Source organism: Fonticella tunisiensis, from assembly GCF_004364155.1.
Classification (GTDB): Bacteria; Bacillota; Clostridia; order Clostridiales; family Caloramatoraceae; genus Fonticella; species Fonticella tunisiensis.
On record NZ_SOAZ01000003.1, the window covers coordinates 126,990 to 140,656 of the forward strand.

The following is a 13,667-nucleotide window of genomic DNA, read 5'->3' on the forward strand; positions in this document are numbered from 1 at the left end:
TATTTAACCAATAAAATCATTGTAATATAATTCATTATTAATTATAAACCTTAACATTAACATCTTCAAATCAATAGTATACGTGAAAAAATAGACATCATCCTTCTAACCTTTATACATTCTTAGAAAGAGATGTCTATGTTTATTTACCTTCAAGTCCCCTTTAAGTTTTGAAAGAAAATACCCGGATGATATTGGATAAGCAAGCCAGAAGATTTCAAAACTGAGGAATAACTGTCCGCCTTTTTTCCCAGAAATATCAACTCATGAGCCTGTCACCGAAATCCCCTTTTTTGATACACTTAAATCTAAAGGGCTAATATCAGCCTCCTCCCAAGCTTTGTACATCTCCTGGATTTTAGCGTCATCCTTTAGAAAGGCGATGCCGCAATCCCCACCCCCTGCTCCTGAGGGTTTGCCGCTTCCAAAGGTTTCAGCAATAGAGCATAGAATTTTTAACTTTGCTGTTTCAATGGCTATGCCGGCATTTTCGTCAAGCTTTTGGAGGGCTTTACGGTTTTGCTTAAGGGCATTAATGGCTTCTGTGGAGTCGTTCATCTCAAAACTTTTAATGAGCCTTGCAACTGAAATAGAGCTTTCTTTTAGAAACTCGTTGTAAGCTTGTAAATTCTTCTCACGAAAGCTTTGGACCTTCTTAATCATAGGCCCTGTTGCTGCTGCTTCCTTTGTCCAGCCCACAGCTAATTGAAGAGTTGATGGCGGAGTTAATGGCCTGATGAACAAATTTGGCCAGGGTTTCTCTATCAACTCAGTTAATTTTCCCCCCTGCTTAAACTCCTTTAATACCCATTTTGCACTAAAGGCAGAATACTCAAGCCAGCCACCATAAACAGCAGCGGCAATATCGGCTCCCGAACCACTTCCCTGGGTTTTTAAATGGGCAATGGCTGAGAGCTTAAAAATTTCATCAAGTGCAGTAGGCTCTTCCCTATCGCTATGTAAATATAATATGGCTGAAATAACTGCAGCCACAACAGCCGCACTTGAACCAAGCCCGTATTTTTTACCTGTTTCAGGGTCATCAAGTTCGCTTTCAATCTGTAATTGAAATGGGCGAAGTATAATCGATTTTTCCTGCAAAAATTGGCTTGCCACAGTAATTGAATTTTGTATAAAGCTTAACCTTGAATCCGATACACTAAATTGCACTCTCTCGCCACTTGTTTCCCAGGTAATATCTTCTAATCCCATCTGTGGAAGAGAAAGTTTATTCTGGGAGAATGGCCCTATATATGCTTTTACATAACGATTTACGGCTACGACCACAGCCCTTTGGTTCGGCTCAAGTACAGCATACTCTCCGGCAATCATAAGCTTTCCTGGTGCTTTAGCACTATAGCTTGATTGTGTCATGGCTCTACATCCCTTCAAATTATTAATTAACGACACAATTTAAAATGAAAATCATTATTGTAGGGCGAATATCATTCGCCCACAGGTGACTGTCTACATGAACGGGCGATTTATAATCGCCCCTGCAGTATCCTATTTTCATATTAGCATTCTCCTACCGAGCATCCCGGGATTCTTTACTGCGTTCAGAATGATACACAGCTCAATGGAATACTTTCTCTATTAACCTGCTAATGTCTTAATAATCCATGGTGCCGAGTATAAAATCATAAATAATACGCCGTAATTAACTCCCAAACGATATAATACCCCCGCAACAATCCCGATTAGAAGAACACCGGCAATATTAATCCAACCTGCATCCATAAAGGCCAGCAATAATACAAGGCTAAAGAACAAGCCTAACAAGGCCTCATGGGGGATTTTTTTAAACACAAAGGCACAAATTTGCTGCGAATACTTCACCGCAACAAAATATGTAAAGGCTGAGGCAATAGCTGCTCCAATAAGAGTTGCAGAAATAAAATCCAATCCAGATAATATGTGATGCATATTATGCTGGAGAGTAAAGACCGGTGGGGCATTAAATAGTGGATTTGCCGGTCCAAGGGACATAGGGGATAAAGGAATCCCCAAGGCAATAAGTGGAATCAAGGTTCCTGAAAAATAGGTTGCCTGAGCCAGGGCTTCCATGGTTGATATTGCAAGGGAGGCCTTTTCCACCGGATCCTTTGTACGGCTGGCAAAGAGCTCTCCAAAGAAGGTGGTAAGCCCAACAGGGCTTAAAATAAAAGCAACTGAACCAATAAGAGAAGCCATCGTACTGTAGACGATCTCCTTTTTCGTTAAAATCCTAAAGGGATTGGGGAATTTTCCGATTTCCTGTGCCTTTTTTAAATAAATACTCTTTTTATCAAATCTTTTCATACTTTCTCTTTTCTCTTTATTGAGCAGCTCAAATAGAGTTAAAATGACAGGGCCTATGGTAATTGCCAGAAAAAAAGATGTAAATACATTGGTTCCCTTTGGCACAGCTCCAATACCCCAATATAGATGACGAAGGCCTTGAATCAACAGGGCAAAGGGCAGTATTGAAGCTAGAGCCACCCATCTATTCTTAGACATTAGGGCTAATAATACCGCTCCAATAAAAAATACCGGGTCTCCATACTGTTTTATAACGGTTGAGAAGGGAACTAAAGCCCGAGCAAGAAATAAACTTACGGGTACGGAAACAAAGGTACCGACAACAGCCCCTGAAGCAATTTTTCGAATGCTTGTGTCCGTTAATCCAAATTTTTTGAGTACCATGGCGTGTTCTACCATTGGAGTAGACATGACCCCGGCAGGGATTCCTGCTGTGGAAACAGGAACCGCATCTATTAATTTGCATGCCACAATAGCTGATATAAAAAATGTCAGAATCACAGCAGGGTGTAGGCCTGATAAAACCAATACTAATGTGATGGGCGCAATAGTTGCTGTTTCATCCGCCCCGGGAGCGGCACCTATAATGGTATACATGATTGCTGCAATAACAGCTGCAACAATCATTTGTAAAATTAAAGTAGTAGTCATATTAATCCTCCTGCTCTGTCTCTATAAATATCCTATTAGGTTTAATAAAAATGCTGCAAATCACAAAACCAAGGATTGCACCGGATAAACCAAAAAATAAGGGCTTTGGAGGTTTATTAGGCGCAAGGAAATATCCACCAAGGGCCATTACGCTGCAGACAATAAGTGATATAACCAAGTCCTTAATATTAACAAGATCTTCCCAAACTTCAATGTTCATTTTTGAATCCTTGCCCTTAGGGGATTCTTTTATTTCTGTATATGTGCTTTTCATATGCTCAACTCCTGTTGTTAATTTAGTATATAGAAATACTAATTATCCGTAGGAGTGATTATCAATCGCCCGCCCCCGTAAATGGACGTTTGCGGGTGAATAATATTCACCCCTACAATAATAAAGAAAATCCTTTATAAATAAGATACCCCCGCCCCCGGATGGCAAATAATAACATTTTGCACAGAAGGCAGGGTTAACAGAGATTCATACACCCTCTGTTCATCCTCTGGCAGGCAAAGAACCTTCACATTTGGTCCGGCATCTATGGTGAAATAAGCAGAGATACCTGACAACCTGAGGTTCTGGATATGGTGCATTACCTCCATGGTTCCACTTTGCCAATATAAAATTGGGGGCTCTGCCCCAAGCATTGTGGCGTGCATCTTCAGGGCGTTTGCCTCCACTATCTTCCCCAGGCTTTCAAAATCCCGAAGCCTTATTGCTTCCTTTGCCCTTTCCAAGTCTTTTTCAACAGTATTAAGCCAGCCTGAATAAAAGGGCGAGGTAAGAGCCGTACGTTTCATGCCTTCCCTGCTGGATACCTGTTTTTGGCCGGAAGCTACCAAACAAGAGAGGATGCTGATATTCCAATCCCTCTCAGACAAAAGCTGCTTGGCATAGGAATCCTTTCCGTCTGCCCTTTCGCCCCTTTGCCATTCCACGTAGCCACCGTAAATAGAGCGACAAGCAGAGCCTGAGCCTTGACGTGCCAATATGGATAATTCCCTTTCATCCAGCTCCAAATTCAGGGCCTTTGCTGCTGCAGCCGCCAGTGCCGCAAACCCCGAGGCAGAAGAAGCAAATCCTGCCGCTGTTGGCACTTTATTTTCAGAGGTAACCACTGCATGTAAATGAGTACCAGCTAATTTCCTTATTTTATCAAGAAATCTGAAAACCTTATTTGATTCGCTTTCACTTGCCTGATGGTTATTCAGCATAAAAATATCCTTATTAAGATTCCTGCTAAATTCAACGTTTGTTATGGTGTAAAAACTGTCAAGTGTAATAGACAGGCTGCTGTTCATAGGCAAAAATAGCTCCTCGTCACGCTTTCCCCAATATTTAATCAGCGCAATATTGGTATTTGCTTTTGCTGTAGCCTTCATTTATTTAACCTCCTGTGAAGCATAGAGACTATCATCCTGGCTTGAAAAATACCAACTCCTGAAGGCACCTGATTTCATTAATTCACTTGAGATTATCCTGGCACTTTCAAGGCTGTCGGCAAGGGCTATCATGCACCCACCCAGACCCCCGCCTGTCAATTTTGCCCCCAATGCACCTGCATTTCTTGCCCTTTCAATCAATCTATTGAGGCCGTCATCGCTGACACCAAGAGATATAAGTTCCTCCTGATTGCGATTGAGTAATTGCCCAAGTAAATACATATCTCCATTCAAAAGGGCGTTTTTTGCCTCATCCACAATTTTCCCTATTTTCTCCAAGGATTTTTCCACTTTTTCAGGCTCTAAAAGATATCTCTTTCTCACATTTTCCACTGCTATACGTGTATCACCGATTCTACCAGTATCCGAAGCAACGATATATAGAGGACCGTTCGTCTTAACGGGGATTGGCTCTTTTTCCCTTTCAAACCAAATCGGACACTCGCTTGATACCGCAGCCATATCAATTCCGCTTGGCTTTCCATGGGCATGGGTTTCAGCAATTTGAACAAAGGAAAAGAGTTCCCTTTGTGAAGGCTCCTGTCCACAGAAGGAAAACAGGCTTCTTACTAAGGCAACAGCTACTGCGGCACTAGAGCCTAAACCACGGCCTAATGGAATGGCTGAATCTATTCGAATACGTAAACCCTCAAGGGGCTTACCTAAATAATGCAGCGTTTCTTTTATGCATTCTGAGATTCCTTTCATTCTCATGGGCATGCTGTCAATAGGTCCAGTATAAACAGCAGATTCAAACATAATGTTTCCAGATGACTCTTCCACAATAGATCTCACCTTCAGCGGGAAGGGAATGGCTATTGCAGGCTTGCCGTAAACAACCGCATGTTCGCCAACTAAAATTAGCTTGCTGTGTGCCTCGCCCAAAGCCTTTCTTGTAGAAACCCTATTCATATGGAATCACTCAGGAGTTCCTTAAGCTCGCCCTTCACTTTGTAGGGCACAGTTTTTAGTTCCTGTATATTCTTCTTGCCCAAAAGAAGCATGATTACCTTGGATTTATATATAATGTTTTGAAGATATTTCTCAGCGCCTTCAATTCCACCATTTAAAAGTTCCCTTAAAATTGGCCCGCTGATTCCTGTCATATCCGCACCTGCACACAGGGCCTTAACTACCTCCTCGGCACGTCTTATTCCGCCGCTGCAGATGATGTTTAAATCACTGCTTAGGGACCTGCATTCTAAAAGGCTGAGGGCCGTTGGTATCCCCCATTCGAATAATTCACTGAAGTCGAACTTCTCATTTCTTGCGCTCTCAATTTTTATAAAGTTGGTTCCCCCGCTTCCGCCTATATCTATGTACTTAACTCCAACCTCAAGAAGTCTTTTGGCTACATCCTTTGAAATGCCAAAGCCAATTTCCTTTATGATAACGGGCTTATCTATTTTCCTTACGATATTTTCAATGTTTTTCAATAGCCCCTTAAAATTCCTGTCCCCTTCCGGCATAACAATTTCCTGGGCAGGATTTAAATGAATCTGAACCCCATCTGCCTCAATCATATCGATGGCTCTTTGCACGTCATCTACCCCTGCAAAGGCATTGATATTTGAAATAACAACTCCATCCTTTAATATTTCCCTCACAACCCTAAAGGAAGATTCATACTCCCTATCATTTACAGCAATGGCCTGGGACCCCACTGCCATCGGTATATTTAATTTTTTTGCAACTCTGGCAAGACTGCTGTTTATTTCTACAGCCCTGTCAAAACCGCCTGTCATGGCATTAATCATTATGGGAAAGCTTATCTTCTTTCCCAAAAAGCTAATTTTTGTATCTATATCATTAAAATCTATCTCCGGCAGAGAATTGTGTTCCAGATATATATATTTAAAATAATTATCACCCTCGAAATTACTGTGCAAAAAATGATGTATATGTTCCTTTTTTCGTGCGCTTCTTATTTGGCTCTTTGATTTTAAATCTTCCAAGGTTGTCTTTCCCCCTATAATTTATTCAAATATAGTGCTTCCTTCCAATTCGGCCTTATTAAAACAATAAAATTGTAACATAATGAAATATATTTGTAAATGATAAATATTATCACTAAAAAGAGGCGATTAGTAATCGCCCGACCATTAACATGTCGCAAATTCTCCTTTTCCTACGATCATTCTCAGTCTGATAAAATTTTCCAGGTTTTATAGGTTTCCTTTTCTATTGTAGTGGCTCCCTATAAAGTGGCATACTCAGTTTGATTAAAACAATCATCTTGATGTTCTTATTAAAAATAATATTATGAGTTTCAATTCCAATATGGTTTGATTAAAACGCTTCTTGACAAGAACGATAATACAGACACCTATTATGTTTCAATTCCAATATGGTTTGATTAAAACCCCGCCGGAAAATCTAGTATTTATAGTACTTCCAGAGGTGCACAAACAAAGATTTTTTCGTAAACCTCCAGTCGTTAAAAATGGACGGGAGGTTTATAAAATAATTTCAATTATAATCCTATTATACCGTATAATTCTTGTAAATCAATGCTTGTCCACATTTAAGAAATCTTAAATGCTTAGCGAAAACTGATTATAATGTACCCTGGTAGACTTGAAAAATATATAAATATTAAATGATAGTAACATGAACTTAAAAAATTTGGTTAAGAACCTTCTTAGACCAAGGCCTTCAAAGGTTCTTAACCAAAGCCTAAACTACCCCTAATGAAATATTTTATCCAATTTTATGCAACTTAATTCATAAAACTTTAAAAATTGGTTGCAATCACAAATGAAATTATATGAAATATCAATCTATTCTTGCTAAGAAAGAAAAGTATTTAAGATAAATACACAAAATATTTTACACTACCTATTATCTAATTAAAATAGTTTGAACTTCATTCTTCTTAATATTAACTTCGAACTCTCCAGAGTTATTGCAGTTAATAATTTCGATTTCCCTTTCGTTTAGGTTTGTCTTATGAACTTCCACTAATTCACGATTAAATCTAAAGACTGCTGTCTTTTCATCGTCTGTTGGATTATAAAAACGCACTACTAAGCCTTCATTTTTTTCACTTTTTTTAACAGTACTTATAACTGCATTTTTATCCATTTGAGTAAACAGGCTGTAGCTGCATGGAACATTAAAATCAACATTATTTAGCTTCATTGCGTCGTATGGCATCTTGTTGTAAGTATATATAGGAGTTAAAAACTCTTTGGCTATCCTTGCAACATTAGCCTTTAGTGTTGATTTTTCATGAGTTGTTAAGGCAAAATGCAGCTTTATATTTCCTATCATCTGGGAATCAGGAGTTTCCATTTTAATTCCTGAAGGGCGACCAGGCCTTCTCAACACCTCTTCCTTTCCAAGGTATCCAACGCTTCTAAAGAGTGTAACAGCTATTGTATCGTAGTTTTCTCCTACAATTTCATATTCCCTTGTACTGTTAGTTAAAACTGCCACACCATATTCTTCATTTGATAAACCTACATAGCTTAACATTGGATATATTGAATCCGGCCTTTCATCCCAGCCTTCCTTCTCCCAAACTTCCATTGCTGGATCAACAACCGCTCTTTCGATGCTGCCAAATTGATTATCGGATATAGAGAATTTGGATTTTAAACCTGTTGGTATATAAGCCCTTACCCTATGATCCTTTGCCATATTTTCTACATCTATTTTGATGTCTATCAATGGCTTATTCATCGGCAGCCTCAAACTTATTTTTACATCAATAAAGCTGTCGCATACCTTTTTCTTACGGCTTTCAATATCTTTAGGTACTTCCAGCCTGTAGTTTATATCTACATAGGCAAAATACTTGTTTTGTTTCATTGAATATTCTGCTTTTACCCTGTCACTTAAAATTATGAAGTCATCCAACAGCGGTGAATAGTCGTATTCATCGCCATCATCAGCTCCATCTTCTATTAGTAGTACATTATCAAAAGTTTTATTTAGATTTTTGTCATAAATTTTTATGGTTCCATTTTCATTTACAGATAATGTATAAAACTCTGTTTCTACTTTATTAACCTCTTGGGGCATACTCTCCACCATTGAGTCAGATTCCTTTATGAAATATGACTTATATCCCATAGCAGGAATTATATCTTTAAATTGTACAGTATATCTAACAAAAGGATCATAATTACCGTAATGAACTATTTGCCTATCGATTAAGCCAGGATCTATTATTTCTTTCTTTACTACTTCAAATTTAAGCTCATTATTATTTTCATCAAGTAGTCTAAAGCTTTTCATCTTTGTTGTTATTTCTGCCTGTACTACCTCTTCTCTTTCATATGGAAGAAGATTATAGGCAACCAGTTTATCAAGTGCTATATCACATGGCATTGCATCAGCTATCTTTCTCATATAGAAGTTAATTAACTGATCAACTTTTTCCTCTGCAATGAAAAACCTTGACATTATTTCTTTATGCACCTTATCTGAACAGCAGCAGCCGATGCTGTCATGGGCATGGTTTTTCATAATTTCCTTCCATATAAGCTCTATCAATCCACTGTGATAGTCAAATCCAAGGCTATATGCTATTGATGCTATAGGCTCTAACATATTTGTGATTTTATTCTCTATTCTTGTGTTTGCTGCCTTTATATCCATCCTTGTTGAATAAATGCTTCTATGAACTCTCATGTATTTACCATCCAAAAATTCACCTTTTATTGTAGACAGCCCGTCTTGTTTTTCTAGTTCCTTAAACACATTTTCATAGCCACTTAAAAAAAAGTTTCTCTCAGGATAAAGTTTCTTAAGCTTTTCTATAACTTCAAAAATATTCTTTTGTATAGGCATTTGATCATGTCCGTTTGGAAGAATTATGTGGTCTGTAGTTGCTCCTTTATCCAGCACGCTAAAGTATTTATCCAAACGCTCTTTTAGTTTCACCTCATCAGTTGGAAGATACTTACCTATGGCATACCCTAATGGGAACAGCTGAACGAGTACCTTTGAGCCGTTGTCACTTTCCCAATAAAATTCTGTTTTATCTGTACCGTGACGCTCTGAAACTCCTCGCCAGAATATTGAATACTTTATGTCAAATCCATTTAATATTTGGGGGAGCTGGGCAGATTGCCCAAAGGAATCTGGAAGATATCCTATTTTCATATGCTCCCCAAATTGTTCACAATCTTTTATACCATATAAAAGGTTACGAACTATGGATTCCCCTCCAACAACCATTTCATCCGTTTGAGTATACCATGGTCCTATAATTAATTTTCCCTCCTGTACTAATTTTTTTATTCTTTCTTTGTATTCAGGCTTTACAGCAAAATAATCTTCTAAAACTGCTGTTTGGCCATCCAGCACATAACAGGGATAATCCTGGTTATTTTCAAGCATGTCCAGTATTTCTTCCATATTGTTTACTAGAAGAATTCTTGACTCTTCCGTAGTAAAATACCACTCTCTATCCCAATGCATATGTGGAACTATATGAACATTTTTCTTCACTATGCACACTTCCTTTGCTTTATTGCTGCTTCTTATTAAGTTTGTGTATACGTGTTGCGACTAATAGTAACGTTGAAATAGCGGCACCTATAAGCGCTGCACCAAACCATATAATTCCGGCTTTAACTAATGGTGCACCCTGCAGAACAAATAGTGAGAATATACCTGCACCTGGAACGCTTAACCCTATATTTGAAGATACTACTATAGCACCTGTTACAGCCGAACCTATACAAAGGGATGGAATTACGCGAAGCGGATCCTCTATCATGAAAGGTATGGCACCTTCAGTAATTCCTGCAAGCCCTAATAACCAGGTTGATTTACCAACTTCTCTTTCATATTCTTCATAGTATCTTTTGAATAGCAGAGTTGCTGCTGTTACTGCAAAGGCTGAAACCATTTTGACTGATGCAAATGCTGCATATGGTACAAAGTTGCCGTTTGCCATAGCACCGATACAGAATGTATATGCAGCCTTGTTTATTGGCCCGCCTAGGTCAAATGAAACCATGATTCCTATAACCGCACCTAACAATATTGCATTGCTTCCCGAAAGATTATTTAACCAATTTAACAATCCCTGGTTTAGAGCTGCAACTGGTTTTCCAAATACTAAAAGCATTAATGCACCTACAGTAAGTGATCCAACAACAGGATATACCCAGAAGCTTATAAATCCTGCAAATGTACCCTTTGCAGGGAATGATTTTTTCATGTACTTAATTATATAACCGGCTAAGAAACCCCCAAGCATACCTCCAAGGAATCCACCATTAATTAAGTTAGCGGCAACCCCTGCTGCAAATCCTGGACCTAATGCTGGTTTTTCTGCAATTGCGTATGCCATGTAAGCGGATAATACAGGTACCATAAGGGTTCCCAGCATATTTCCACCTAACTTACGGAACATCCACAGCCATGAGTTTTCTTTATTATAAATTTCCTGTAAGCCAAATCCTTGAGCTACTAATACAGCGAAAGCTAATATCATTCCGCCTGCAACGATTATAGGTATAATGTGAGAAATACCAGTTAAAATTGAATTCTTTATTTCACTTTTTAATGATATATTATCTTCTTTCCTATTAGTTATTTCTTGTTTATACTCTTTCTTTCCTTTGTCCTTAGCTAATTCAAAAGCTTTCTCTATAACTTCCTTAGCATTCTTTAAAGGAGCTGTAACATTTGTTCTATATATTGGTAAATGCTTATACCTTTCTTCATTCTTAACTGCTACATCCGCAGCAAATATAGCTGCATCTGCATTTCTTAGTTGTTCATCTGTATGAGGATCTTCTATTCCATTTGCCCCCTGCTTTTCAACATAAACAGCTATGCCAAGTTCTCTTCCTGCTTTTTGAAGAGCCTCTGCTGCCATGTAGGTGTGTGCTATACCAGCAGGACAGGCTGTTACGGCAACTATTGATTTCTCTGGCTTAACAACATCAAACTTATAATTTTCCTGCTTATAATCATCTAAATTTCTATAAAGCTCTTCCGCACTTTTGGAATTCTGAAGTCGCTCTTTATACTCAGAGTTAGAAATTCTCTTTGCAAGTTCTGCTAAAAGCTCTAAATGAGTTGAGCCTGCCTCTTCTTCAGGTATCGCAAGTAAAAATACAAATTCAACTTTGTTATTTTCATCAACACTCTCCCAGTCTTCTATTGGTTTTTTAAGCTTTGCAACTGCAAAGGATGCTTCCTTAACAGCCCTTGACTTGCCATGGGGCACTGCAAGGCCCGCCTCAAGACCTGTTGGTGACAGCTTTTCCCTAGCTATTACATCTTTATAAAACTCTTCTTCTGAGTGTAACTTACCTTCTTCTGCCAACTTTTTTACTAAAAATCTTATTACTTCATCCTTTGTTTTTAAATCCAAGTCTAGTGAAATTAACTTCGTACTGGTTAATTTCTTTAACTCCACCCTTATCACTCCCTTATAAGATATACATAATATCTTTATATCTTCATGATAGCAAAAAAAAATAAGAAGACTTTAATCTTCTCATTTTTTCACAATAATCATCAATTGTAAGGTTTATATGTGTATTTATTAACATAGATTTAACAATAATGTTTCCAATAATGCTCGCTTAATTTTCTCAGCACTATCATCATTGAGGTTCTATCTGTTATATCATAATTGTTTAGTTTTTGCTTAGGGGCCCAGCAATAAAGATTTATTGCGGCCAGCTTTGCAAGTGAGTTGTCGCTGAGATGAGTAAGACTAATAATAAAGGCACCCTTTTCCTTAGCTATAACGGTAGGTTCCAATACCTGTTTTGTCTCACCTGAGGCACTAATAACAAATACTAAATCCTTTGGATTTATATTTTCGGCACTATAGATCATATCATGGCGATGTACAAAAAACTCCGCTTTTTTCCCAACACATCTTAAATTTTTAGCCATCATCTCGCAGAAATATATTGAATCTCCAACACCATAAAACAGTACTTTTTTTGACTCCTCAAACTTCCTTGCAATTTTATCAATTACCTCCATATCCACAAACTCATAGGACTTTCTGATATTCTCTGAAATATCAGATAGCTTCATTGGCCGGATATCATTTTCTGATTTAAGGGCTAACTTTAATTCCGAAAAGCCCTCATACCCCAGCTTCCTAGATAATCTTATTATGGTGTTGGGCACCGTAAATAATTTTTGTGCCAGCTTCTGAATTGATATATTAATTACTTCTTCCTTATTTGATCTTATATAATCGATTATTTGATCATCAGTATCATTCAGCTTATGCTCAAAGATCCGTACCCTTTCCTCAAACTTCATAATGTTCACCTTTCATTTAATTTTTCATAGGTTTACATTTATATAATGTTATCACAAAATTGAATATTTTTAAACATTACATCCGTTTGTATCCCATTGTTACCACTAATACAGATGGGCTTATATCAATATAGTAGGCACAAAAACTCGAATTTTTTATGATGATTTTCTGGCCCTATCCTCACATTGCTGAGGGGTAATATCCCCTATGCTACTATGGATTCTTTTTATGTTGTACCAGGATTCTATATATTCAAATATTGCTAGCTTAGCAGCATTGAAGTCATAATAGGTTACTAAGTTAACCTCTTCCTTTTTTAGGGTAGCATGAAAAGACTCAATACAGGCATTGTCATAGGGATTTCCCTTTGAACTGAATGAGTGAATGATTTTAATACTTGAAATATATTCTGCAAATTTAAAGCTTGTATATTGTGATCCCAAATCACTATGTAATATAACCTCTTTGCTAGGATTATTACACTCATTTGATTAAAACTGAGAAAACTTTGAAGGCCTGAAAGCTACTGTTGTGTTTCAATTCCAATATGGTTTGATTAAAACCTTTAACCCACAATACGCTAAAGTTATAGACAATTTTGTTTCAATTCCAATATGGTTTGATTAAAACCCGCCGGGGAATCCAGTATTTATAATGCTTCCGAGGGTGCTTAAGCAAAGATTTTTTCGTAAACCTCCAGTCGTTAAAAATGGACGGGAGGTTTACAAAATAATTTCAATTATAATCCTATTATACCATATAATTCTTATACATCAATGCCTGTCCATATTCAATGAAATTTTAAATGCTTAGCGAAAAGTGATTTTGGGTAAATATGGTTTGGATATGCAGCACCCTTCTCCAAAGTAACAATCACCTCTTTGCCAGAGATTTTCTCAACTGCCCTTTCAACCCTTTTTGAACATTCTACATCATTTATGACATGTACAGTTTCTCGCAATCCTCTATCTCTGCTTTTCGTTTCATCATAAGTCCCTCTAAAGCAAATAAGGGT

9 protein-coding genes and 1 pseudogene are annotated in these 13,667 nt (G+C 37.7%); all 10 read right to left on the bottom strand.

Translation table 11 applies throughout. The features are described from left to right. Window positions 1-264: 264 nt before the first annotated feature. Window positions 265-1,374 carry a phosphomevalonate kinase gene (locus EDD71_RS02885; RefSeq protein WP_133627241.1) on the bottom strand — a complete coding sequence of 370 codons (1,110 nt, stop codon included), beginning with the start codon at window positions 1,372-1,374 and terminating at the stop codon, window positions 265-267. Between the two features lie 222 nt (window positions 1,375-1,596). Continuing rightward, a complete protein-coding gene (locus EDD71_RS02890; protein WP_133627242.1) occupies window positions 1,597-2,952 on the bottom strand; it encodes a tripartite tricarboxylate transporter permease in 1,356 nt (451 codons plus the stop codon). Window position 2,953: 1 nt separating this feature from the next. Next, a complete protein-coding gene (locus tag EDD71_RS02895) occupies window positions 2,954-3,226 on the bottom strand; it encodes a hypothetical protein (protein ID WP_207669263.1) in 273 nt (90 codons plus the stop codon). A gap of 134 nt (window positions 3,227-3,360) precedes the next feature. Then, complete coding sequence (gene mvaD / locus EDD71_RS02900; protein ID WP_133627243.1) at window positions 3,361-4,335, bottom strand: diphosphomevalonate decarboxylase; 975 nt, start codon at window positions 4,333-4,335, stop codon at window positions 3,361-3,363. Continuing rightward, the gene (gene mvk, locus EDD71_RS02905; protein WP_133627244.1) at window positions 4,336-5,307 is read right to left on the bottom strand and encodes a mevalonate kinase; all 972 of its coding nucleotides are present in this window, start codon (window positions 5,305-5,307) and stop codon (window positions 4,336-4,338) included. Further along, the gene (gene fni / locus EDD71_RS02910; protein ID WP_207669264.1) at window positions 5,304-6,350 is read right to left on the bottom strand and encodes a type 2 isopentenyl-diphosphate Delta-isomerase; all 1,047 of its coding nucleotides are present in this window, start codon (window positions 6,348-6,350) and stop codon (window positions 5,304-5,306) included. The genes mvk and fni overlap by 4 nt, the downstream gene beginning before the upstream one ends. Window positions 6,351-7,236: 886 nt before the next feature. Continuing rightward, window positions 7,237-9,855 (bottom strand): mannosylglycerate hydrolase, encoded by a 2,619-nt coding sequence (mngB, locus tag EDD71_RS02915; RefSeq protein ID WP_133627245.1) that lies wholly within the window; start codon window positions 9,853-9,855, stop codon window positions 7,237-7,239. 19 nt (window positions 9,856-9,874) lie between these two features. Beyond that, window positions 9,875-11,782 (bottom strand): PTS 2-O-a-mannosyl-D-glycerate transporter subunit IIABC, encoded by a 1,908-nt coding sequence (gene mngA, locus EDD71_RS02920; RefSeq protein WP_133627246.1) that lies wholly within the window; start codon window positions 11,780-11,782, stop codon window positions 9,875-9,877. Window positions 11,783-11,922: 140 nt separating this feature from the next. Continuing rightward, the gene (locus EDD71_RS02925; RefSeq protein WP_133627247.1) at window positions 11,923-12,651 is read right to left on the bottom strand and encodes a MurR/RpiR family transcriptional regulator; all 729 of its coding nucleotides are present in this window, start codon (window positions 12,649-12,651) and stop codon (window positions 11,923-11,925) included. A gap of 156 nt (window positions 12,652-12,807) precedes the next feature. Beyond that, window positions 12,808-13,125, bottom strand: a pseudogene (locus tag EDD71_RS02930) (transposase); the annotation flags it as partial. Between the last annotated feature and the right edge of the window lie 542 nt (window positions 13,126-13,667).